The sequence below is a fragment of the Vogesella facilis genome, from assembly GCF_042648525.1.
Classification (GTDB): Bacteria; Pseudomonadota; Gammaproteobacteria; order Burkholderiales; family Chromobacteriaceae; genus Vogesella; species Vogesella facilis.
Genome location: NZ_JBHRXN010000032.1, coordinates 253,447 through 276,029, shown reverse-complemented (window position 1 = coordinate 276,029; position 22,583 = coordinate 253,447). Strand labels below are relative to the sequence as shown.

Sequence of the window (22,583 nt, the reverse complement as noted above, 5' to 3'; positions counted from 1 at the left end):
GGGTGTGATTGCCGCGTCAAATTGGTGCGAGAAACCGACTTGCGTGCCATTTGCCCGCTGACTGATGACAGCCATTATCATGCAGCTGACACTGTGATGTCCCGATGACAGCCCATTCACCCGCGGCGCAAGGCGCCGGCGTTAGAAGGAATACAACATGACGACAGAAAACCTGCTGGCCACGGCGCGCGAACGCGGCGCCCAACTCGGTCTTACCTATAGTGGCGCGCTGCTGCCTGCCGAGGCCTGGGCATTGCGCCAGGCGCTGCCGGGCAGCGTGATTGTGGACGTGCGCAGCGCCGCCGAGTGGCAGTTCGTCGGCGTGGTGCCGGAAGCGGTGCGCGTGGAGCTGCGCACCTTCCCCGGTATGGTGCCCAATGCCCAGTTCGTGCCGCAGCTGGAGGCGCAGGTGGCCAAGGACGCCACCGTGCTGTTCATCTGCCGCTCCGGTGCCCGTTCCGACGAGGCCGCCAAGTTGGCCGCAGCTGCCGGCTACCGCGAGGTGTACAACATTCTGGAAGGCTTCGAGGGCGACCGCGATGCGGCGCAGCACCGCGGCAACGTCAATGGCTGGAAGGCCGCCGGCTTGCCCTGGATTCAGGGCTGACAGCAAGGCGGGGCAACGGTTGCAGTTTCCTGGCCGACAAGGCAAAGTGTGCCCTCGGCCAAGCGGCTGCCACCGGCTTGCCCAGTTACCCTTATCGGAAGATGTAAACCATGATTGATCGTTACGCCGTCATCGGCAATCCTGTGTCGCACAGCCAGTCGCCGTTCATCCATACCGAGTTCGCCACCGCCACCGGTCAGGTGCTGCAGTATGAAAAGCTGTTTGCCGACCTCGGCAAGTTCAACGAGGTGGTGTCCGCCTTTGCCGCCGCCGGCGGCAAGGGCCTCAATGTCACCCTGCCGTTCAAGGGCGATGCCTTCCGTTTTGCCGATGAGGTGTCCGACAACGCGCGCTTGGCCGAGGCAGTGAACACGCTGAGCTTCCGCGACGGCAAGGTGTATGGCGACAACACCGACGGCGTGGGCCTGGTGCGTGACATCGTGGAAAACCTGGACGTGCCGATGGCCGGCCAGCGCGTGCTGCTGCTGGGGGCCGGTGGCGCCGTGCGCGGCGTGCTGCCGGCGATCCTGGCCGAGAAGCCGGCCAGCGTGACCATCGCCAACCGCACCGTGATCAAGGCCGAGGCACTGGCGCACCAGTTCCGTGCGCTGGGGCAGATTGCCGCCTGCAGCTACGAGGCGCTGGCGGGGCAGCAGTTCGATATCGTCATCAACGGCACCTCCACCAGCCTGTCCGGTGAGCTGCCGCCGATCCCGGCCGGTATCTTCAGCGGCCGTTCGCTGGCCTACGACATGGTGTACAGCCGCGGGCTGACCCCGTTCCTGCGCCGCGCGCAATCCGAGCATTGCGGCATGCTGGCCGATGGCCTGGGCATGCTGGTGGAGCAGGCGGCTGAGGCGTTCCGCATCTGGCGCGGAGAGCAGCCGGATACCCGCAAGGTCACCAACCTGCTGCGCGAGGTACTGGCCTAAGTGCTGCGCTGGACTCTGCGAATCGGGGCGGTGCTGTTGGCCGCCCTTTTTCTGTACAACCTGTGGATCTTCAGCCACATCGTCTACTGGCGCAGCTACAACCCGTCGGCCAGCGCCTTCATGAACGAGCAGCTGGCCCGGCTGCAGGAAGACGATCCGGAGGCCGAGCTGCGTCACCGCTGGGTGCCGTATGAGCGCATCTCCGGCAACCTCAAGCGCGCGCTGATCGCCTCCGAGGATGCCAAGTTCGTCGACCACGAAGGCTTCGACTGGGATGGCATCGAGGCAGCGTTCGACAAGAACCTGAAGCAGGGCCGCATCGTGGCCGGCGGCTCCACCATCAGCCAGCAGCTGGCGAAAAACCTGTTCCTGTCCAGCAAGAAGACGCCGTGGCGCAAGCTGGAAGAGGCGGTGATCACCGTGATGCTGGAGGCGGTGCTGGACAAGCGCCGCATCTTCGAGATCTACCTCAACGTGATCGAGTGGGGTAACGGCGTATTCGGCGCCGAGGCCGCCGCCAAGCACTACTACCGCAGCAGCGCCGCCAGGCTGTCCGCCGGACAGGCCGCCAAGTTGGCCGCCATGGTGCCCAACCCGCGCTTTTACGATGAGCACCGCAATGCGCCGGGGCTGGCGCGCAAGACCCGCATCATCCAGCGGCGCATGGTCTACGCCGACACGCCGTAACCGCCCGCACGCCCGTTCCAAATGGCCGCCGACTGCCCGTCCGCGGCCATTTTGCCGTCAACAATCGGTAACCGCTGCCCGCAGGCGGCATGTTACAATGCGCGCCTCTATTCGTGATGGCTGCGCAGGGAGCGCGGTTTTACTCATGGACTTACCCAGTTTTCATTTGCCCTATCTTTTAACAGCCACGCTGGCTGACCAATAACCCTGCCTATTGCCGGATTGTGCGTGCACTCCGCCCTGGGCGGAAGGAGACGTGCATGACGGTTGTCGACAAGAAACAACCTACCGATCGTCTGCAGGAAAACCTGCTCCAAGTGCAGCGCCTGATCGAGCGTCAGCGCCTGGTGGAGGAGCTCGTGCATCGCCAGGACATGCCCAAGCATGACCTGGTGGAGTCGCTGGTCCACAAGCAGAACCTGGCCGAGCTGGAAAACAAGCTGCAGGGACTGCACCCGGCCGACATCGCCTACATCCTGGAAGCGCTGCCGCTGGACGACCGCCTGCTGGTGTGGGACCTGGTGGACGCCGACGACGAAGGCGACATCCTGCTGGAAGTGTCCGACGCGGTACGCGAATCGCTGATCGAGTCGATGGAGCAGCACGAGCTGGTGGCGGCGGCCGAGCAGCTGGACGCCGACGAGCTGGCCGATCTTGCCGCCGACCTGCCGCGCCAGGTGGTGTACGAGGTGATGGGCGGCCTCGACGAGGAAGAGCGCCAGCAGCTGCAATCGGCGCTGTCCTACGAGGAGCACCAGATCGGTGCGCTGATGGACTTCGAGCTGGTGAAGATCCGTGCCGACGTCAGCTGCGAGGTGGTGCTGCGCTACCTGCGCCGCTTCGACGAGCTGCCGCACCAGACCGACAAGATTTTCGTTACCGATGAAGACGGCGTGCTGAAAGGCGTGCTGCCGATCCGCAAGCTGCTGATCTCCGACCCGGAGGCGCTGGTCGTCGACATCATGGCCACCGAGGTGGTGAGCTTCAGCCCGGAAGAAGAAGCGGTGGATGCGGCGCTGGCGTTCGAACGTTACGACCTGGTGACCGCGCCGGTGGTAGACGACAAGGGCGTGCTGGTCGGTCGCCTGACCGTGGACGAGATGGTGGACGTGATCCGCGAGGAATCCGACACCGAGGCGCTGAACCTGGCCGGCCTGAAAGAAGAGGAAGACCTGTTCGCGCCGGTGATCGACTCGGTGAAGAACCGCTGGTCGTGGCTGGCGATCAATCTGTGCACCGCGTTCGTCGCCAGTCGCGTGATCGGGGCGTTCGAAGGCTCCATCGAAAAGCTGGTGGCCCTGGCCGCCTTGATGCCGATCGTCGCCGGTATCGGCGGCAACTCCGGCAACCAGACCATCACCATGATCGTGCGCGCGCTGGCGATGGGGCAGTTGCAGCCGGGGCAGGCGCAGCGGCTGTGGCGCAAGGAGCTGGGGGTCAGCGTGATCAACGGTCTGGTGTGGGGTTCGGCGCTGGGCGTGCTGGCCTGGCTGCTGTACGGCAGCTTCTCGCTGGGGCTGGTGATGCTGGCGGCCACCACGCTGAATCTGATGCTGGCGGCGTCGATGGGGGTGCTGATCCCGACCATGATGGAGCGGTTTGGCAAAGACCCGGCGGTCGGCTCCAGCGTGCTGATTACCGCCTGTACCGACTCCGGCGGCTTCTTCATCTTCCTGGGGCTGGCCAGCCTGTTCCTGTTGTAAATCATGCCGACACTCAACGAAGCCCTGCGCCATTTCCTGCTGCCACGCCTGGAGGCGCGCTTGCTGCTGGCCCACGTCAGCGGGCTGAGCCATGCCGCCATGGTGTCGGCCGGGGCGGACCCGCTGCCCGAGGCGCAGTGGCAGGCGTATGCCGCGCTGGCGGCGCGCCGCCTGGCCGGCGAACCGGTGGCCTATCTGCTGGGACGGCGCGAATTCTATGGCCGCGACTTTGCCGTGTCGCCGGCGGTGCTGATCCCGCGCCCGGAAACCGAACACCTGGTGGAGGCGGCGCTGGACAAGGTTGGCCGCACCCGCCAGGCGCGGGTGGTGGACCTGGGCACCGGCAGCGGCATCATCGCCTGCACGCTGGCGCTGGAGGCACCGCAGTGGCAGCTGGCGGCGGTGGACCTGTCGCCTGCGGCGCTGGTCGTGGCGCAGGCCAATGCGGCCAACCTTGGTGCCGCGGTGCAGTTCTATCACGGCAGCTGGCTGGCGCCGCTGCCGCCGGCGCTGCGCTTTGATGCCATCGTCAGCAACCCGCCGTATATCGAACAGCACGATCACCACCTGGACGAGGGCGACGTGCGCTTCGAGCCGCGCATGGCGCTGACCGACGAGCACGATGGCCTGGCGTGCCTGCGCGCGATCGCCGCCGGCGCCCCCGAGCGCCTGCTGCCGGGTGGCTGGCTGCTGGTGGAGCACGGCTATGACCAGGGCGCGGCCTGTCGCGCGCTGTTTGTCGCCGCCGGCCTGCAGCAGGTGGCGACCCTGCCGGACCTGGCCGGCAACGACCGCGTGACGCTGGGCCAGCAACCGTGAGCAATCCGCGTCTGGCACTGCTGTGGGCGTTGCTGGCGCTGACGTTGGCCGCCAGCGGCGTCAATCAGGCGCTGTTTCTGGTGCTGCACCATGCGGCGCAGTCGCTGCCGGCGGTGCTCTGGCGCCTGCTGAGCATGGCGGGGGAGTGGACGCTGGTGGTGGCGTTGCTGTTGTGGCGCGCGGCGCGGCTGCCGGAGCTGTTGCCGCCGCCATCGGCCTGAAGGCGGGTTTCGCGGTGCCGCGCCCGCCGTTGGTATTGCCGGCGGGCAGCGTGCAGTTGCTGGATGTGCTGCCGGCGAACGGCTCGTTTCCATCCGGCCATGCCATGGCGGTGGCGCTGCTGTGCGGTTTGCTGGCAGCCGGGCAGCGCCTGGCGTGGCAACTGGCCGGCCTGCTACTGGTGTCGCTGGTGTGTCTGTCGCGCTTGGCCATCGGCGTGCACTGGCCGCTGGACGTGACTGCCGGGGCGGCGGTGGGTTATGCGGTGGCGGCGCTGGCATGGCGCGTGCAGGCCGTACGTTGGCCGCAGGCGCGGCTGCTGCTGGCGCTGTTGCTGCCGGTTTCGGTGGCGGTGGCGATATGGAAGCTGCAGCGCGGTGTGCCGAACGAAGCGTATCTTGGCTACAACCTGCTGGTGCTGCTGTTGGCGGTGCTGGCGTGGCGACAAAACAAAAACGGGGCCTGAGCCCCGTTTTGTCAGCGCGCGCGTGGCGGCTTAGTGGTGGTGACCGTGTTCACCGTGGGCATGGCCGTGGGTGATTTCGTCCTGGGTTGCTTCACGCACTTCGGCCACGGTGGCCACGAAGCGGATGGTCAGGCCAGCCAGCGGGTGGTTGCCGTCCAGTACGGCTTTGCCGTCGGCCACGTTGGTGACGCGGAACAGGATGATGTCGCCGGTTTCCGGATCGTCGGCTTCGAACATCATGCCTACTTCGGCGTCTTCCGGCAGCGCGTCCAGCGGTTCAACGCGGATCAGCTCTTCTTCCGGGTCGCCAAAGGCATCGTCCGGGCTCATGGTCACGGTAACGGACTCGCCAACGGCCTTGCCGTGCAGGGCTTCTTCCACCATCGGGAAGATGCCGTCATAGCCGCCATGCAGGTAGGCGATCGGCTCTTCGGTCTTGTCGAGCAGGTTGTTGTCGGCGTCGTACATTTCGTAATGGAGAGTCACGACCGAGTTTTTAACGATTTGCATGAGGCGGTACCGTCGTAAAGAAAATGAGGGGAAGTTTGCGGCATCGCATGCCGCTGTGGCGGCAGATGCGCCAGACTTCTGCGAAAAACACGCTGTTGATATTGTAAACCATTGCCTGATGGCACAACGAGAAATTGCCATGAAACCAATTGACCTACTGGGCGGCATGTCGGCCGCCACTTTCCTGCAGGATTACTGGCACAAGAAGCCGCTGCTGATTCGCGGTGCGCTGAAGGATGTCGGCGAGCTGGTGGATTTTGACGTGCTGGCCGAGCTGGCCGGCCAGGAGGAAGTGGAGTCGCGCCTGATCGAATTCCGCAACGGCCAGTGGAAGCTGGAGCGCGGCCCGTTCCGCCCGTCGCGCTTCAAGCGCCTGCCGGAAAGCGACTGGACCATCCTGGTGCAGAACGTGAACCACCATTTGCCGCATGTGGCCGATATCCTGTGGCGCTTCAATTTCATCCCGTATGCACGGCTGGACGACCTGATGATCAGCTATGCGCCGCAGGGCGGGACGGTGGGGCCGCATTTCGATTCTTATGATGTGTTCCTGCTGCAGGTGGGCGGACGCAAGCGCTGGCAGATCTCGACGCAGCAGGACGAAAGCTTCATCGAGGATGCACCGATCAAGGTGCTGCGCGATTTCCAGCCGGAAGAGGAGTTCATCCTCGAGCACGGCGACATGTTGTACCTGCCGCCGCGCTGCGCGCATCACGGCGTGGCGCTGGAACCGGGCATGACCTATTCCATCGGCTTCAGGGCGCCATCTGCGCAGGAGTTAGCGACGGAATTCCTGGTTTACCTGCAGGACCGCATTTGCATGGATGGTAGATATGCCGATCCGCAGTTGACGACGCAGTCCGATCCGGCGCGCATCGATGACAGCATGGTGGCGCAGGTTGGCCGCATGCTGCGCGAGATCCGCTGGGACGACGCTACCGTGTCCGATTTTCTTGGCCATTACCTTACCGAGCCCAAGCCGCATGTATTCTACGATGCGCCGGATGAGGAGCTGGACGAGGTGGAATTTGCCGATGCGGTTCAACAACATGGCATCGTGCTGGATTTAAAAAGCCAGATTCTTTATGCCAAAAAAATGCTGTACTGCAACGGAAGCGTGTTGGAATGCGAACCGGATGACCTGACTGCTTGGCAACAATTGGCCAATGACAGGCAGCTCGCCGGAAGTGGCGTTACAGACACGATGTTGCCCACATTGTATGAAGGCTACCTCACGGGATGGTGGTACCCACTGGTAGAGGCCGGCTAATTGCCGTAACATGCCAATATTCTTGCAGGATCGAAAACGAAGAATATTTGCGGAGTCGGGAAGGGTGGATCGTTCTTGTTGCTGCAATGCAGCATTGAAGGACGAAATATCTGCAATAAATTAGCGCATTCCCTCTTCCCAGCAATTTTATTCGTGCTACAATTCTGCGCACTGACAGTATCTACACTGCTTTCTTTAGTAAGCGTTTTTGCTAAGAAGGTGGTGAACCAGACGTCTTGTTCAACTTACTTTCAAAGGTAATAACCAAATGAAACAGTCGCTCCTCGTTGCTGCCCTGCTGGCCGTTGCTCTGTCCGCTTGCGGTAAAAAAGAAGAAGCTCCGGTAGAAGCTTCCGCTCCGGCCGTTGAGGCTTCCGCTCCGGTTGAAGCATCCGCTCCGGCAGCTGACGCTTCCGCCCCGGCAGCTGACGCTTCCGCTCCGGCAGCTTCCGCAGCTCAGTAATCACTTTTGTGATTGCGAAAAAACCGGCCTCTGGCCGGTTTTTTGTTGCCTGCAGCTGACGCTGCTTGCCTAGAGTCGAAAAAAAGCCCGCAATCGCGGGCTTTTTTGGTGGCGGGCAGCAGGCGCTTAGTTAAGCTCGGCAGCCATTTTCTGCAGCAGCTGTTCTTTCTGCTTGGCCGGCAGCGGGGTGTTGCCTTCCGGGCGGATGTCGATTCTGACCTGGCGCTCACCGGCGGCGGTCAGTTGCACGCGCAGGCTGGCGCGGGCATCGTCGGCCGGTTTGGTGTTGTCGCGCCAGAAGGCCAGGCTGCTCCAGAAACCGCCGCCTTCTTTTTCTTTGGCCTTGGCCTCATCTTCTGCCGGGCTGACAAAGTACACCCCCAGCGAGCGGTCGCGGTCGGTGATGGTCAGGCCGTTGTGTTCCAGCACCAGGCCGACACGGCGCCAGGCGCGTTCGAAGCTGTCGTCAAGCTGGATCACGCCGTCGGCCAGACGCGCTTTGCTGGCAGGGGCGGCGCTTGCAACCTGGGTGCGACTCTGGGCAGCAACCTTTTCATCCACGCCCAGGCGCACCATGAAGCGCTCCAAGAACACAGCTTCCAGTTCCGGATCGGTCGGGCGCGGCTGCCAGCGGGTCTCTTCCTTGGCTTCGTTGATGTAGATCTCGTACATGCCGCGATGGCTGAAGAACACATCGGTGCCGGTGGCGCTCTTTTCGATGCGGATGCGGAAGCGGTCGCGCTCCGGGGTCGACATCACCGAGCCGAGGCCGACGGTTTCCAGCATGTTGCGGATGGCACCGGCACCAAGCTTGGCGCGGTTTTCCGCCCAGTCGGTTTCCATGTAGCCGATTTCCGGGTCTTCGTTCTGGATCACGAAGCCGTTGTCCTGCCAGAAGGCTTTCAGCAGCGGCCACAGTTCCGCCGGCGATTTGTTCTGCACGCTTACCCAGCGCTGGCTGCCGGCCCGTTCCAGGCTGGCATTGGCGGTCTGCTGCAGAATGGCCTGGCCGGCCGGCTTGCCCGGCTGGGCGGCGGCTTGTTGCTGCGCCAGTGCGCTGGTGCTGCTCGGCAGCGGGTAGCGATCCTGCTGGCTCGGCAGGCTCAGGTCCGGCGGAACTTCCAGGCCGGCTTTGGTTTTCGGCGAGTCGGATTTGAAATCGTACTTGCTGTCCGGGTTGCTGCTGGCGCAGGCGGATAGCAGGCCTGCACACAGCAGGCCGGTCATCAGGGTCTTGTTCATTGGCATGTTCGGCAGGTTACAGGACGCCGGCCTGGCGCATGGCGGCTTCGACGATGGATTCGGCACTGCTACTCAGCGGGGTGAGCGGCAGGCGCAGACCGGCAGGCATCATGCCCATGCGGTGCATCGCCCATTTGGCCGGAATCGGATTGGGTTCGATGAACAGTTGCTTGTGCAGGCCTTGCAGCTGGTCGTTGATCTTGCGGGCAGTGTGGGTTTCACCGGCACGGGCCGCCTGGCACAGCTCGCTCATCAGGCGAGGCGCCACGTTGGCGGTAACCGAGATCACGCCGTGGCCGCCGCACAGCATGAAGGCCATGCCGGTGGCGTCGTCGCCGGAGTACAGCGCGAAGTCGGCCGGCGCGCGCAGCACCAGGTCGCAGGCACGGCCGATATCACCGGTGGCGTCCTTGATGCCGACCACGTTGTCGATTTGGGCCAGACGCAGCGCGGTATCGTTGCTCATGTCGGCCACGGTGCGACCCGGTACGTTGTACAGGATCACCGGGATATCCACCGATTCCGCAATCGCGCGGAAGTGCTGGTAGATGCCTTCCTGGGTCGGCTTGTTGTAGTACGGCACCACCGACAGGGTGTGGCTGGCGCCGGCGCCTTTGGCCAGGCGGGCCAGTTCGATGGCTTCGGCGGTGGAGTTGCCGCCGGTGCCGGCTACCACGCGGGTACGGCCGGCGGCATGTTTGACCACGGCCTCAACGACCTTGATGTGCTCTTCTACGCCCAGAGTGGCGGATTCGCCCGTGGTGCCGACGGCGACGATGCCACTGGTGCCGTTAGCAATATGGAAGTCTACGAGACGATTGAGCGATTCGAAATCGACCTGGCCGTCCTCGAACATCGGGGTGACCAGTGCAACAAGGCTGCCGGTGAGCATGGGTCTGCCTATCTGGATAAGAGTTGAATAGAGACGGCTGATTGTAGCGGAATTCCCGTTGCCGGGCGCAAGCAATACGTACAAGGCGCAAGCCGCTGATTGTTAGGAGGTTTGTGCTAAAATGCACGGTTTTCCGGTACACATCAGAGACTGGTATAAGGAATTAGCCGCGTGATTACGACAAGCAACATTACCATGCAGTTCGGCGCCAAGCCGCTTTTCGACAAGGTTTCCGTGAAGTTCGGCGAAGGCAACCGCTATGGCCTGATCGGTGCCAACGGTTCCGGCAAGTCCACGTTCATGAAGATCCTGGGCGGCGACCTGGAGCAGACCAGCGGTGAAGTCGCGATCGAAAGTGGCCTGCGCCTGGGTAAGCTGCGCCAAGACCAGTTTGCCTATGAAGACCAGCGCGTGCTGGACGTGGTGCTGCAGGGGCATAGCGAAATGTGGGCGGCGATGAGCGAGCGCGATGCCATCTACGCCAACCTGGAAGCCAGCGAAGACGACTACATGCGCGCCGCCGACCTGGAAGCCAAGTTCGCCGAGTACGACGGTTACACCGCCGAAGCGCGCGCCGGCGAGCTGCTGATGGGCGTCGGCATTCCGGTGGAGCAGCACTTCGGCCCGATGAGCGAAGTGGCCCCCGGCTGGAAGCTGCGCGTGCTGCTGGCACAGGCGCTGTTCTCCAACCCGGACATCCTGCTGCTGGACGAACCGACCAACAACCTGGACATCAACACCATCCGCTGGCTGGAGCACGTGCTGAACGAGCGCAACTCCACCATGATCATCATCTCGCACGACCGTCACTTCCTGAACGAAGTGTGCACCCACATGGCGGATCTGGACTACAACACCATCCGCATCTACCCGGGTAACTACGACGACTACATGATCGCCTCCACCCAGGCGCGTGAACGTCAGCTCAGCTCCAACGCCAAGGCCAAGGAGCGCATCCAGGAACTGCAGGAATTCGTGGCCCGCTTCTCGGCCAACAAGTCCAAGGCCCGCCAGGCCACCAGCCGCCTGAAGCAGGTGGACAAGCTGAAGGCCGATATGGTGGAAGTGAAGCCGTCCAGCCGCCAGAGCCCGTTCATCCGTTTCGAGATGGACGACAGAATGAAGCTGCACCGCCAGGCGGTGGACGTGGCCGCGCTGAACAAGGGCTACGGCGACAAGGTGCTGTTCAAGGACGTGAACTTCATCCTAGAGGCCGGCGCACGCCTGGCCATCATCGGCCCCAACGGCGCCGGCAAGTCCACGCTGGTGAAACTGCTGGCCGGCGCCTTCGAGGCTCCGTTCGCCGAAGGCGTCACCGCCGATCACGGCAGCATCAAGTGGGCGGAAAAGGCCCAGGTGGGCTACTTTGCCCAGGATCACGAGGCCGACTTCGACCTGGACTGGAACTTGACCGAGTGGATGCGGCAGTGGGGCCAGGACGGCGACGACGAGCAGGTGATCCGCGGCACGCTGGGCCGCCTGCTGTTCGGCAGCAACGACGTGGACAAGGCGGTGCGCGTGCTGTCCGGTGGCGAGAAGGGCCGCATGCTGTACGGCAAGCTGATCCTGCAGAAACCGAACGTGATGATCATGGACGAACCGACCAACCACATGGACATGGAGTCCATCGAAGCGCTGAACATGGCGCTGGAGAAGTACAAGGGCACCCTGATGTTCGTGTCGCACGACCGTCAGTTCGTCAGCTCGCTGGCTACCCACATCATCGAGCTGGACGGCAAGGGCGGCTACGACTACTACACCGGCAACTACGAGGACTACCTGGCCAGCAAGGGCCTGGAATAATCGGTTCCCGGAATGCAAGAAAGGGTGGCGCAAGCCACCCTTTTTGCATGTTGCGCCTTAGTTGCCACACCGCCGACAGTGCCGGTAAAGCCGCTAGAGCGATTGCTTTACCTTCGCGGCAACCATGCGCTATATTGCACCGCACGATAGGTTGTGCGGCGCAATATATTGCGTTATCCAGCCTGCATAATAAGCAAAAAGACAGATAAAAACAGGGATAGCTATCTCGTAAGGTCGGTGGTGGAGGACATGACCGGTCGACTAACGGGTCGCCTGCAATTTCAGCAAAGGAAGAATTATGCGCTTGAAAGGGAAAGTCTCCATCATTACCGGTGGTGCCAGTGGCATTGGTAAGGCCACTGCCGAAAAATTCGCCAAGGAAGGCGCCATCGTCGCCGTCTGCGACATCAATCTGGACGCGGTGAATGCCGTGGTGGAAGAGCTGAAGGCCAGCGGTGCCGAAGCAGTCGGCTACAAGGTTGACGTTACCGACAAGGCGCAGATCGCCGACATGGTGGGCGCGCTGAAGTCGCAGTTCGGCCGCATTGACGTGCTGGTCAACAACGCCGGTATCGTGATGGATGCCCAGCTGATCAAGATGAACGACGACCAGTTCGACAAGGTCATCGACATCAACCTGAAGGGCGTTTACAACTGTACCAAGGCGGTGGTCGACACCATGATCGAGCAGGGCGCCGGCGTGATCCTGAACGCCTCCTCGGTGGTGGGCGTATACGGCAACTTCGGTCAGACCAACTACGCGGCATCCAAGTTCGGCGTCATCGGCTTCGTCAAGACCTGGGCCAAGGAGCTGGGCAAGAAGGGCATTCGCGCCAACGCGGTATGCCCGGGCTTCGTCGCCACCCCGATCCTGAAATCCATGCCGGAAAAAGTGATCCAGGCAATGGAAGACAAGGTGCCGATGAAGCGCATGGCGCAGCCGGAAGAAATCGCCAACGTGTATGCCTGGCTGGCGTCCGACGAAGCCAGCTACATCAACGGTGCCGCCATTGAGGTAACCGGCGGCCTGACGCTGTAAAGGTTGGCCGCATCATCCGCAACGGGGCGCCAGGCGCCCCGTTTTTTATGGCCAGCCGGCGGGATTTGCAGGGCTGGCTTTCTACTGGCGTAAAAATTTTCAAAATAAAATTTAAGCTTCGCGCCCCGGGCGCCGCCTTGTGTCAGTGAGGGCATGCAACGCTGCCCGCATCCGACAACATACAAGGAGTTAGTCATGCTCAGTCTGCACACCAATGCCGCTTCCCTGTCCACCCAGTCCGCGCTGGCAGGTACCCAGAAAGACCTGTCCACCTCGATGCAGCGCCTGGGCACCGGCCTGCGCATCAACTCCGCGATGGACGATGCCGCCGGCCTGCAGATCGCTACCCGCCTGAACGCCCAGGTAAGCGGCATGAAAGTGGCGATGCGCAACACCCAGAACGACATCTCCATGCTGCAGACCGGCGAAGGCGCGCTGGGCGAAGTGACCAACATCCTGACCCGCATGAAAGACCTGGCTACCCAGGCCGCCGACGGCTCCTCCAGCAGCGCCGACCAGACTGCGATGCAGGCTGAATACGACCAGCTGGGTCAGGAAATGTACAACATCATGAACAACACCACCTTCGGCGGCGCTGCGCTGTTCAAGGCCGGTGGCAAGTTCACCGCTGCCGTCAACTTCCAGATCGGTTCCAGCACCGCGGAAAAAATGGCTTTCAACGCCACCACCGAACTGACCGCGCTGACCACCGCGCTGGGCGCCGCCAGCACCAACTACGCCGCCGCTCCGGGCGCGGCCGGTACTGAAATCGCCACCGCCGGCCCCGCCAACACCATGATCGACACCCTGGCCAACACCCTGGATACCGTTGGTGCCCTGCGCGCCAAGATGGGTGCCGCGGCTAACCGTCTGGATCACGTGTACAACAACTTGAACAACATGAGCGGCAACGTCTCCCAGGCCAAGGGCCGCATCATGGATACCGACTACGCGTCGGAAAGCGCCACCATGACCACCAAGCAGATGCTGCTGCAGGCCAGCACCTCGATGCTGAAGCAGTCCGGCAGCATGTCCTCCATGGCCATGTCGCTGCTGCAGTAATTCCACGGCAAACCTCGCGTTTTGCTCACTGACGCCAGCTGCCCAGCAGCTGGCTTTTTCCGTTTCCAGCCAGCGGCAGGGATAGCATCATGATCGTGGAGCCTTCGCTCGGCGTGCAGGCATTGCGTAGCGGCCATCAAGCCGCGGCACCAGCGCTGCCGCTGCCGGCGGTGGGCAGCACCCTGCAGCTGTCGGTGCTGGCGCGCGAGCAACTGGGCGTGCGGGTGGTCACCGAGCACGGCTTGACGCTGCTGTTGCCAGGGCTGGTGGCCGCCGAGCTGCAGCCGGGGGCGCAGCTGCTGATGCGGGTGCTGGCCAGCCAGCCGCGGCTGCAACTGCAGCTGCTGCCGTCGCCGGCCGCCGCGCCGTCCGGGCCGCCGCTGGCGGCCGCGCAGCTGCCCGCCGCGGCGGAGCAGGCGCGTATTCCGGGCTGGCCGGCGAGCAAGCCGGCAGCGGAAACGTTGGCCGCAGGCTGGCGCGGGGTATTGCTGGCCGCCGTCGCCAGCCCGCCGCCCGGCAGCGCGCTGCTGCCGGCCATGCTGCTGGCGGGGGCGCGTCCCGAGCACGACCCGCTGGCGCAGGCGCGCAGCCTGGCCGAGCAGGGCTGGTGCCTGGCGCATTGCTGGCCGGGGCAAACGCTGCGGCTGGCGCTGGGCGAGGCGGCGCCGAAGGGGGGCGTTGTCGGCAGCGACGAGCTGCTGCTGCAACTGCAGCTGCCGTACTGGGGCGCCGTGTTGCTGCGCCTGCGGCCAAGCGCTGCCGGCCCCCTGCTGCAACTGCATAGCGAATCCACCACGGTGCTGGCACAGTGGCAGGCCTGTCTGCCGCGCTGGCGCCAGGCCATGCTGGCGGCCGGCCAGCAGTTGCTGCTGCAACTGCGGCATGGCCGCATGGCGCCGATGGCGGCGCGGCCCGGCCCCGCCAGCCGCGCCCGACTGCCGGCACTGGCGCAGTTCCAGCTGGCGGCACAGATGATCCTGCTGCTGCAGGCGGCGGCAGAAGAAGCGCAGGCGGCCGACGGCCAGCCAGCGCAAGCAGAAAGTAACCAGACATGAGCGAAGTCGAAAGCATGCTGCCCGCCGGCGTGGTACAGCCGGCCACCGATACCGGGCCGCAACTGGTCAGCGATGGTGCGCAGATCGCCGCCTTGCTGCACGCGCTGCAGCAGGACAAGGCGGCGCTATACCTGTATCCGCCGGGCAGCGAGCAGGCCGTCGACGGCGCGCGGCTGCTGCCGCTGGCCGGCGCCACGCTGCAGTTGCAGCTGCCGGCCGCACTAGAGCCGCTGCCGGCGAGCGGCTGGCGCCTGGTGCTGATCGGGGGCGGCTGCATCGTGCAGTGCGAACTGCCGCCGCTGCAGCAGTTGGGCGAGCAACTGCAGTGCGCGCTGCCGTGGCAGCTGACGCGCTGGCAGCGGCGCGCCTTCCTGCGGCTGGATGCGCCGTTGGGGCGCAGCTTCAGCGCCAGCTTCACCCTGCTGGGCGAGCCGTACCAGGCCAATGTCTACGACCTGTCGCTGGGCGGCATCGGCCTGTACGCGTCGCCGCGCGAACTGCCGCAGCTGCACCCGGGGCGGCTGCTGCCCAAGGTGCGCATCGAGCTGGGGCATGGCCGCGTGCTGCAGGCCGAGCTGGAGGTGCGGCTGTGCCGGCCGTTCCAGTCGCGGCTGCTGGGCGAGCAGCTGCACGTCGGCTGCCGCATCCGCGCGCTGAGCGAGCAGGGTGCCGCGCTGCTGCGCGGCTGTCTGGCCGAGCTGGCGGCGCTGCAGCTGCCACCGCCGTAACTGCGGCCAACGTTGGCCGCGGCCGGGCGGCTAGCCCAGGCTGCCGATGATGCTGACGTCGCGGTTTTCCGGAATCTCGTTGTAGGACAGCACCGCCAGCCCCGGCGCGAACAGCCGCGCGTAGCGCGCCAGCAACGGGCGGATCTGTGGCATCACCAGCAGCAGCGGCGCGCTGGCTTGCTGCTTCATCTGCTCGCGGATGATGGGCATGTTCTGCTGCAACTGCGCCAGGATGTTCGGCTCCACCGGGTAGTTGTCCAGCGCCACCTTGCCGCTTTGCTGCGCCTGGCTCAGCGCGCCCAGCAGCATGTTTTCCAGTTCGCCGCCCAGGTTGAAGGCGCGCATCTCCGCCTGCGGGCCGATCAGCCCGGCCACGATCTGGCGCCGCAGCGTGCAGCGCACTTCCGCCGCCAGCAGGATAGGCTCCTTGGTGGCCTCGGCGTTTTCCAGCAGCGTGCTGGCGATCGGCACCACGTCCTTCAGCGCCACGTGCTCGGCCAGCAGCACGCGGAACACCTTCAGCAACTGGCTGTGGGTCAGCGCCTTGTCCAGCGCGGCGGCCAGCTTGGGCGCCTGCGCGGTGAGGCGCTCCAGCCACGCCGCCACATCGTCGTGGCGGAACAATTCCGGCAGGTAGTCGCGCACCGTCTTGGCCAGGTGGGTGGCGATCACGCTGGCCGGGTCCACCACCTGGTAGCCCAGCCCCAGCGCGTGCGCCTTGTCCTCGGCGGCAATCCAGATTACCGGCATGCGGTAGGCCGGCTCCACCCCCGGCATGCCGTCCAGCTCGCCATACACCGACGGCGAGGGGATCGCCATCAGCCGCTCGGCGGGGATGTCCGCCTGCGCCACCACGGTGCCGCCCAGCTGGATGGTGTACTGGGTGGGTTTCAGCGCCAGGTCGTCGCGCAGCGGAATCGGCGGCAGCAGCAGCCCCAGCGCCTCGCTCTGGCTCTGGCGCATGCCTTTCACCCGCTTGAGCAGCGGCGCGCCCTGGCCCGGGTCCAGCAGGTGTACCAGCTTGTAGCCCAGCTGCACCGACAGCAGCTCCACATACGGCAGGCTGTGCCATTCCAGCTCGCTGCGGTTTTCCGCCAGCAGCGCCTGGCCCAGCGCCTGCTGGCCGTTGTCGGCGGCCAACGGCTGCCGCTGGCCGACGCGCCAGCCGACATAGGCCAGCAGCGCGGCGAAGGCCAGAAAGCTGAACCACGGCATGCCCGGAATCACCGCCAGCACGAACATCACCCCGGCGGCGCTGTACAGCACGTGGGGCGAGGCCAGCAGCTGCGAGCCGACCTGCTGCTCGAAGTCGCCATCGTCGCTGATGCGGGTAACGATGATGGCGGCGGCGGCCGACAGCAGCAGCGCCGGAATCTGCGCCACCAGGCCGTCGCCGATGGTCATCAGCGCGTACTGCTTGAACGCCTCGGCAAAGCTCAGGTCGTGCATCGCCACGCCGATGGCCAGGCCGCCCAGCATATTGATCAGCAGCACCAGGATGCCGGCCACCGCGTCGCCGCGCACGAACTTGGAGGCGCCGTCCATGGCGCCGTAGAAGTCGGCCTCCATCGCCACGTCCTTGCGGCGCTGCTGGGCTTTTTCCTGGTTGATCAGGCCGGCGTTGAGGTCGGCGTCGATCGCCATCTGCTTGCCGGGCAGCGCGTCCAGCGTGAAGCGCGCCGACACCTCGGAGATGCGCTCGGCGCCCTTGGTCACCACCACGAAGTTGATGATCATCAGGATCACGAACACCACCAGGCCGACCACGAAGTTGCCGCCGATCACCACCTGGCCGAAGGCCTCGATCACCCGGCCGGCGGCATGGGTGCCCTCGTGGCCGTGCAGCAGCACCACGCGGGTGGAGGCCACGTTCAGCGTCAGCCGCAGCAGGGTGGTGGCCAGGATGATGGTGGGAAACACCGAGAAATCCAGCGGCCGCTTCACATTGACGCTGACCAGGATCACCACGATGGCCAGCACGATGTTGAAGGTGAACAGCGCGTCCAGCACCGCCGGTGACAGCGGCAGGATCACCATCGCCAGCACCGCCAGCAGGAACAGTGGCGTGGCGAACTTGTGGCGCCGCAGGGCGGCGAGCAGTCGGTGGAAGGCAGTCATGGTCAGCGTGGCTCGGTCAGTTCGTGCGGAAGGTGGAAATCGGCGGGCAGCTCTGGCTCGCGGCGGCGGCGGCCGTTACGGAACGCCTTCAGTTGCAGTACATAGGTGAGCACCTGCGCCACCGCCTGGTACAGCGCGGCGGGAATCTGCTGGTTCACCTGGCTGGTGTGGTAGACGGCGCGCGCCAGCGGCGGCAGCTCCAGCACCTCCACCCGGTGCGCGCCGGCCAGCTCGCGGATCACCAGCGCCATCTCGTCCACGCCCTTGGCGATCACGAACGGCGCCTCGGCGCGCTTGTCGTCGTACTTCAGCGCCACCGCGTAGTGGGTGGGGTTGACGATCACCACGTCGGCCTGGGGCACGGCTTTGCGCAGCCCGCGCATGGCGAACTGGCGTTGCAGCTGGCGGATACGGTTTTTCACTTCGGGGCGGCCCTCGTTGCTCTTGTGTTCTTCCTTCACTTCCTGCTTGCTCATGCGCTGGCTGCGCTGGAACAGCAGCCACTGCAGCGGCAGGTCGACCAGCGCGAACAGCACGAACACCATGCCCAGCGCCAGCGCGCCATCCAGCATCAGCACCGCGCCGCGCACGATGGCGTCGGACAGCGGCAGCGACTGCAGCCGCAGGTAGTCCAGGCGGCTGTCCGCCGCCAGGTGCCACAGCAGCAGGCTCAGCAGCAGCGCCTTCAGCAGGCCGCTGCCAACCTGCAGCAGCTGCTTGCCGGACAACATGCGGCCAACGTTGGCCGCCGGGTTCAGCCGTTCCAGCTTCGGCTGCCAGTGGCTGCTGTTGAACACCCAGCCGCCGGGAAACAGCGCGCCGGCGACGATGGCCAGCGGAATCACCGCCAGCGGCAGCAGCATCTTGGCCAGCAGCCACAGCACCGCCGGAAACGCCTCGCTCAGCGCATTGTCCAGCGCGCCCTCGCTGCCGCCGTGTGCCATGCCCAGCGCAAACAGGCGGCGGAAGTCGTCCAGCCAGCCGGGCAGCAGCAACAGCAGCAGCTTCAGGCTCAACACGATGCCGATGGCGGTGGCCACGTCGCGCGAGCGCACCACCTGGCCGGCTTCGCGCGCCTTGCGCAGCTTCTGCTGCGACGGTTTTTCGGTCTTGTCGCCGCTGCCGTGCTCAGCCATGCGTCGCCTCCAGGCTGCGGTCCAGCAGTTCCAGCATGTGCTGGGTAAACTGCAGATAATGTTCCGGCAGCGTGCGTACCAGCAGCGCCAGCATGAACAGGCCGAACAGCGTCACCACCGAGAAGCCCAGCGAGAACAGGTTCAGCGTCGGCGCCACGCGGTTGAGAAAACCCAGCCCCAGCTGCACCACCAGGGTGGAGAAAATCACCGGCAGCGCCAGCAGCAGCGCGGCGGAAAACACCCAGCCCACCTGGTAGGCCAGCAGCTTGAGCACGGTGATATCCAGCCCGTGCCCCACCGGCCACACGCGGAAGCTGGCGTACACCACGTTGACCAGCACCAGGTGGCCGTCGATGGCGAAGAACACCAGGGCGCACAGCACGAACAGCAGGCTGGACACCACGTCCGACGACGAGCCGTTCACCGGGTCGTTCATCACCGCCATCGACAGCCCCATCTGCGACGACACCAGGTTGCCCAGCAGCAAGGGCAGCGCGATGCTGAGCTGGAACACCAGGCCGAACACGCTGCCGATGATCACCTGCTGCAGCGCGCTGGCGATGCCGGCTAGCGAGAACGGGTCGATGCCGGCCGCCGGCATCGCCGGCAGCACCACCACCGCCAGCGTCAGCGCCAGCATCAGCCGCACCCGCAGCGGCACCATCACGTCGCCGACCAGCGGCGACATCGACAGCGCCGCCATGAAGCGGCAGAACGGCCACCACACCGCCAGCAACAGCTGCGGCAGCTGGGTGATCAGCGCTTCCACGCGGCTAACCCACCAGCTGCGCGGCGCGGCGGAAGATGTCGACGCAGAAATCCATCAGCGTCTGCGCCAGCCAGTGCCCGCTGACGCAGATCACCAGCAGCGTCACCATCAGCCGCGGCAGAAAGCTCAGCGTCTGTTCGTTGATCTGGGTGGCGGCCTGGAACAGGCTCACCAGCAGCCCCACCAGCATGCCCGGCACCACCAGCACCGCCACCAGCAGCATCACCACCTGCAGCGAGTCGGCCACCAGGTCGACCGCGATTTCCGGAGTCAGCATCTCAATACGCCTGAATGCTGGAGACCAGCGTGTTGACGGTGAGCGTCCAGCCGTCCACCAGCACGAACAGCAGCAGCTTCAGCGGCAGCGAGATCACCAGCGGCGACAGCATCATCATGCCCATCGCCATCAGCACCGACGACACCACCAGGTCGATCACCAGGAAGGGAATGAACAGCAGGCAGCCGATCTGGAACGCGGTCTTCAGCTCGCTGAGCATGAAGGCGGCCAGCTTCACCGGAAAGCTGTGCTGCTGCGGCTGGCTGATCCTGCTCTCGCCGGACAGCCGCGCCACCTGCGCCAGCGCGGTCTTGCCGGTCTGCGCCAGCATGAAGCGCGACAGCGGCGCCTCGGCGATCAGCAGCGCCTGCTGGAAGCCGATCTTTTCCGCGTCGTAGGGCACGAAGGCCTTGTCCCACACCTCCAGCCCCACCGGGCGCATCACCAGGATGGTCAGCACCATCGCCACCCCGGTCAGCACGCGGTTGGGCAGGCCCTGCTGCAGCCCTAGCGCCTGGCGCAGCAGCGACAGCACGATCACGAAACGGGTGAAGCTGGTCATCATCAGCAGCAGCACGGGCAACAGCCCGAGCAGCGTCATGATGATCAGGATCTGCGTCTTGACGGTGAAATCCACCGGCGCGCCGCCGGCGCTGCCGGACAGCAGCGGCACCGAGGCCGCCAGCACGGCCGGCGAACACAACAACGCCGTGCCGGCCGGCACGGCGTAACGCCACGCGCGACGCATCATGGCTGCAGCGTGTCCAGGTCCAGTGCCGCCAGCTCCACCACCTTCAGCCCGTAGTTGTCGCCGGCCACCACCACCTCGGCCTGGCCGACGGTGGTGCCGTTGACCTTGATCAGCAGCGGCTCGCCGGCCAGCCGGTCCAGCTCCACCACCGAGCCGGGGCCGATGGCCATCAGCTCCAGCAGCGACACCTTGGCGCTGCCCACTTCCAGCGTCAGGGTGACCGGGATCTTGCGCAGCATCTGCAGATTGTCGCGGCGCGGCGCCACGTTGGCCGCAGGCTCCGCGGCAGCGTCGGCCGGTGCGGCCAACATAGCGTCGATATCGAAAGCGTCGGTAGGCTCCATGCCCTTACTCCACATCTTGAAAAGAGGTTAGCCACAACTTGCCGTCGTGTTCGGCCACGGCGGCATCGAACAGGTGCGCGTCGCCCACCTGCACCCGCGCCAGCGGCGGCAGGCGCACCGGCAGGGTGTCGCCCGGGCGCAGCGCCAGCAGCTCGCCCAGCGGCAGCTGCAGTTCCAGCAGCTGCGCGTTCAGCCGCAACTGCAGCTGGCGGCCCAGCGGCAGCGCGGCCGGCTCGTCGCCGGCGGCGGGCAGCGGGCGCGGCGCCACACTGGCCAGCAGCTGGCCCAGCCAGCGCTCGTCCAGCGCCAGCCACAGCATGCCGCTGAGCTGGCGGGTGTTCTCGTGCAGGGTGATCTGCAGCAGCTGGCTGCCGGCCGGCGGCGGCTGCCACAGCGGCGGCCCGGCGTCGGCGGCCGCGGCTTCCGGCTGGATGCTCTGCTGCAGCAGTGCCGCCAGCTCGCGGCCCAGCAGATCCAGCAGCCGCAGCTCGCTTTCGGTTTCCGGGCCGGCGTCGGCGCCCGCTGGCAGCTCGCCGCTGCCGCCGTAGCGGTAGTCCAGCAGCGTCAGCAGCAGCGAGCGCTTCAGCGCCACGCTGATCTGGCCGCCGGCGGTGCGGTAGCTGCACCACTGCATGCCCGGCGGCGTCTGCGCCAGCTGCAGGCGCACGCCGGCCACGCTGAAGGCGCAGCCGTAGCGGCGGTTGAAGCGCTGGGCGAAGTAGCGCCCCAGCGCCTCGCCCAGCCGCGCGGTGAAATCCTGCAGCTGGTGGAACGGCCGCCCCAGCGTGCGCGGGTCGAGTACCGGGCAGCGGCTGGCGTCGGCCGCGGCGAGCAGCTTGCTTCTGGCCCTGCTCAGGGCTTGCGTACGTTTGGTCACTTACTGGCTGCTCATCAAGTCGATTGGGGAGGCGGGCGCCGCGCCATGCTGCGCGCGCGCCCCGACTGCTGTTGTTTTTTTACCCGTCAGGCCTGCGGCGCGCGGGGCAAGCCCGCGCGCAGAGCGGCTGCTTGCTGTTTTTCAATCATTTTTGTCGATGAAGTACCTGCCCGTTGCTGGGGGTTTGCTGTGCCGCTGTGTGCAGTTTGTCACAGTAAAAAGCCTATTAACGGTAAGGACTTAACTACTTCTTGTAACTGTAAGTTAAAGAAACGGCTCGTCAGTTGATGGATAAATTTTAATATCGGACGGTTTGTCTGTAAAATGTATCCGGTCAGTAACGCTAACGTTGTCGCTTTGTGACGGAGTGTGACGACGCAGTGCGCGATATTACGTTCACGTAATTCGTTTTTTCTGTTGGAAATTCAGTGGCTTCGGCAAGCGTGCCGGTGCCGTATCAGGGGGTGTCATGTTCGAGCAGTCGATCCAGCTCATTCTTGCCGACCGGGCGCGCATCCAGAGCGACATGACGGCGCTGGGTGGCGAGGCCATCCAGCCGGCCAGCGGCGCCCAGCCGGGCGGCGCCAGCTTCGGCGACAGCCTGCGCCAGGCCTTCGTCAACGTGGATGCCAAGGAGCACGCCGCCGCCGACCGGCTGGCGGCGGTGGACAGCGGCCGCAGCGACGACCTGGTCGGCGCCATGCTGGCCAGCCAGCAGGCCAGCCTGTCGTTTTCCATGCTCACCCAGGTACGCAACAAGGTGGTGGGCGCCGTGGACGAGCTGAGCAAGCTGTCGCTGTAAGGTGGGTCGCAC

At 65.1% G+C, this 22,583-nt stretch carries 24 protein-coding genes; 14 read left to right on the top strand and 10 right to left on the bottom strand.

Going from position 1 to position 22,583, the window contains the following annotated elements:
* The first annotated feature begins 157 nt into the window (after window positions 1–157).
* The 7 genes from ACFOLG_RS14985 (at window position 158) to ACFOLG_RS14955 (ending at window position 5,433) form a co-directional block, all read left to right on the top strand.
* Entirely contained in the window at window positions 158–607 is a 450-nt protein-coding gene (locus tag ACFOLG_RS14985; RefSeq protein ID WP_386093236.1) for a rhodanese-like domain-containing protein, read from the top strand.
* A gap of 110 nt (window positions 608–717) precedes the next feature.
* Window positions 718–1,539 carry a shikimate dehydrogenase gene (gene aroE / locus ACFOLG_RS14980; RefSeq protein ID WP_386093234.1) on the top strand — a complete coding sequence of 274 codons (822 nt, stop codon included), beginning with the start codon at window positions 718–720 and terminating at the stop codon, window positions 1,537–1,539.
* 3 nt (window positions 1,540–1,542) lie between these two features.
* The gene (mtgA, locus tag ACFOLG_RS14975) at window positions 1,543–2,226 is read left to right on the top strand and encodes a monofunctional biosynthetic peptidoglycan transglycosylase (RefSeq protein ID WP_386093266.1); all 684 of its coding nucleotides are present in this window, start codon (window positions 1,543–1,545) and stop codon (window positions 2,224–2,226) included.
* Window positions 2,227–2,486: 260 nt separating this feature from the next.
* Window positions 2,487–3,929 (top strand): magnesium transporter, encoded by a 1,443-nt coding sequence (gene mgtE, locus ACFOLG_RS14970; RefSeq protein ID WP_386093232.1) that lies wholly within the window; start codon window positions 2,487–2,489, stop codon window positions 3,927–3,929.
* Between the two features lie 3 nt (window positions 3,930–3,932).
* Window positions 3,933–4,748: a peptide chain release factor N(5)-glutamine methyltransferase gene (gene prmC, locus ACFOLG_RS14965; RefSeq protein ID WP_386093230.1), complete on the top strand. Its 816-nt coding sequence runs from the start codon at window positions 3,933–3,935 to the stop codon at window positions 4,746–4,748.
* Window positions 4,745–4,969: a hypothetical protein gene (locus tag ACFOLG_RS14960; RefSeq protein WP_386093228.1), complete on the top strand. Its 225-nt coding sequence runs from the start codon at window positions 4,745–4,747 to the stop codon at window positions 4,967–4,969. Before prmC ends, ACFOLG_RS14960 begins: the two co-directional genes overlap by 4 nt.
* Window positions 4,894–5,433 carry a phosphatase PAP2 family protein gene (locus ACFOLG_RS14955; protein WP_386093227.1) on the top strand — a complete coding sequence of 180 codons (540 nt, stop codon included), beginning with the start codon at window positions 4,894–4,896 and terminating at the stop codon, window positions 5,431–5,433. Before ACFOLG_RS14960 ends, ACFOLG_RS14955 begins: the two co-directional genes overlap by 76 nt.
* A 30-nt stretch (window positions 5,434–5,463) precedes the next feature.
* On the opposite strand, the gene ACFOLG_RS14950 is transcribed toward ACFOLG_RS14955, so the two are convergent.
* The gene (locus ACFOLG_RS14950; protein WP_386093225.1) at window positions 5,464–5,943 is read right to left on the bottom strand and encodes an FKBP-type peptidyl-prolyl cis-trans isomerase; all 480 of its coding nucleotides are present in this window, start codon (window positions 5,941–5,943) and stop codon (window positions 5,464–5,466) included.
* On the opposite strand from ACFOLG_RS14950, the gene ACFOLG_RS14945 reads away from it, so the two are divergent.
* Window positions 5,942–7,213 carry a ribosomal protein uL16 3-hydroxylase gene (locus ACFOLG_RS14945; protein ID WP_386093223.1) on the top strand — a complete coding sequence of 424 codons (1,272 nt, stop codon included), beginning with the start codon at window positions 5,942–5,944 and terminating at the stop codon, window positions 7,211–7,213. The two genes, ACFOLG_RS14950 and ACFOLG_RS14945, sit on opposite strands and share 2 nt — an antisense overlap.
* 589 nt (window positions 7,214–7,802) lie before the next feature.
* Here the strand turns inward: ACFOLG_RS14945 and bamC are convergent.
* Window positions 7,803–8,918 (bottom strand): outer membrane protein assembly factor BamC, encoded by a 1,116-nt coding sequence (gene bamC / locus ACFOLG_RS14940; RefSeq protein ID WP_386093221.1) that lies wholly within the window; start codon window positions 8,916–8,918, stop codon window positions 7,803–7,805.
* A 16-nt stretch (window positions 8,919–8,934) separates the two neighbouring features.
* Window positions 8,935–9,810 carry a 4-hydroxy-tetrahydrodipicolinate synthase gene (gene dapA, locus ACFOLG_RS14935; RefSeq protein ID WP_386093220.1) on the bottom strand — a complete coding sequence of 292 codons (876 nt, stop codon included), beginning with the start codon at window positions 9,808–9,810 and terminating at the stop codon, window positions 8,935–8,937.
* A 171-nt stretch (window positions 9,811–9,981) separates the two neighbouring features.
* Here dapA and ACFOLG_RS14930 point away from each other — a divergent pair, with 171 nt between their 5' ends.
* The 5 genes from ACFOLG_RS14930 to ACFOLG_RS14910 all read left to right on the top strand — a co-directional run bounded on the left by ACFOLG_RS14930 (window position 9,982) and on the right by ACFOLG_RS14910 (window position 15,497).
* A complete protein-coding gene (locus ACFOLG_RS14930; RefSeq protein WP_386093218.1) occupies window positions 9,982–11,613 on the top strand; it encodes an ABC-F family ATPase in 1,632 nt (543 codons plus the stop codon).
* A gap of 298 nt (window positions 11,614–11,911) precedes the next feature.
* The gene (fabG, locus tag ACFOLG_RS14925) at window positions 11,912–12,652 is read left to right on the top strand and encodes a 3-oxoacyl-ACP reductase FabG (protein ID WP_088966535.1); all 741 of its coding nucleotides are present in this window, start codon (window positions 11,912–11,914) and stop codon (window positions 12,650–12,652) included.
* A 195-nt stretch (window positions 12,653–12,847) separates the two neighbouring features.
* The gene (locus tag ACFOLG_RS14920) at window positions 12,848–13,714 is read left to right on the top strand and encodes a flagellin N-terminal helical domain-containing protein (protein WP_386093216.1); all 867 of its coding nucleotides are present in this window, start codon (window positions 12,848–12,850) and stop codon (window positions 13,712–13,714) included.
* Window positions 13,715–13,803: 89 nt separating this feature from the next.
* Window positions 13,804–14,769, top strand: a complete 966-nt coding sequence (locus ACFOLG_RS14915) for a hypothetical protein (RefSeq protein WP_386093214.1) — start codon at window positions 13,804–13,806, stop codon at window positions 14,767–14,769.
* Window positions 14,766–15,497: a PilZ domain-containing protein gene (locus ACFOLG_RS14910; protein ID WP_386093212.1), complete on the top strand. Its 732-nt coding sequence runs from the start codon at window positions 14,766–14,768 to the stop codon at window positions 15,495–15,497. Before ACFOLG_RS14915 ends, ACFOLG_RS14910 begins: the two co-directional genes overlap by 4 nt.
* 30 nt (window positions 15,498–15,527) lie before the next feature.
* On the opposite strand, the gene ACFOLG_RS14905 is transcribed toward ACFOLG_RS14910, so the two are convergent.
* The 7 genes from ACFOLG_RS14905 to ACFOLG_RS14875 are packed head-to-tail and all read right to left on the bottom strand — an operon-like array spanning window position 15,528 to window position 21,769.
* On the bottom strand, window positions 15,528–17,615 hold the full coding sequence (locus tag ACFOLG_RS14905) for a flagellar biosynthesis protein FlhA (RefSeq protein WP_386093210.1): 2,088 nt from the start codon (window positions 17,613–17,615) through the stop codon (window positions 15,528–15,530).
* Between the two features lie 2 nt (window positions 17,616–17,617).
* The gene (locus ACFOLG_RS14900) at window positions 17,618–18,751 is read right to left on the bottom strand and encodes an EscU/YscU/HrcU family type III secretion system export apparatus switch protein (protein WP_386093209.1); all 1,134 of its coding nucleotides are present in this window, start codon (window positions 18,749–18,751) and stop codon (window positions 17,618–17,620) included.
* Window positions 18,744–19,520 (bottom strand): flagellar biosynthetic protein FliR, encoded by a 777-nt coding sequence (fliR, locus tag ACFOLG_RS14895; protein WP_386093207.1) that lies wholly within the window; start codon window positions 19,518–19,520, stop codon window positions 18,744–18,746. Before fliR ends, ACFOLG_RS14900 begins: the two co-directional genes overlap by 8 nt.
* Window positions 19,521–19,524: 4 nt before the next feature.
* Window positions 19,525–19,797 carry a flagellar biosynthesis protein FliQ gene (gene fliQ / locus ACFOLG_RS14890; RefSeq protein WP_449369293.1) on the bottom strand — a complete coding sequence of 91 codons (273 nt, stop codon included), beginning with the start codon at window positions 19,795–19,797 and terminating at the stop codon, window positions 19,525–19,527.
* Between the two features lies 1 nt (window position 19,798).
* Window positions 19,799–20,548: a flagellar type III secretion system pore protein FliP gene (fliP, locus tag ACFOLG_RS14885; RefSeq protein ID WP_386093205.1), complete on the bottom strand. Its 750-nt coding sequence runs from the start codon at window positions 20,546–20,548 to the stop codon at window positions 19,799–19,801.
* Complete coding sequence (fliN, locus tag ACFOLG_RS14880; protein ID WP_386093203.1) at window positions 20,545–20,892, bottom strand: flagellar motor switch protein FliN; 348 nt, start codon at window positions 20,890–20,892, stop codon at window positions 20,545–20,547. The genes fliP and fliN overlap by 4 nt, the downstream gene beginning before the upstream one ends.
* 4 nt (window positions 20,893–20,896) lie before the next feature.
* A complete protein-coding gene (locus ACFOLG_RS14875) occupies window positions 20,897–21,769 on the bottom strand; it encodes a FliM/FliN family flagellar motor switch protein (RefSeq protein WP_386093201.1) in 873 nt (290 codons plus the stop codon).
* 469 nt (window positions 21,770–22,238) lie between these two features.
* Here ACFOLG_RS14875 and ACFOLG_RS14870 point away from each other — a divergent pair, with 469 nt between their 5' ends.
* A complete protein-coding gene (locus ACFOLG_RS14870) occupies window positions 22,239–22,571 on the top strand; it encodes a flagellar hook-basal body complex protein FliE (protein WP_386093199.1) in 333 nt (110 codons plus the stop codon).
* Window positions 22,572–22,583: the final 12 nt, after the last annotated feature.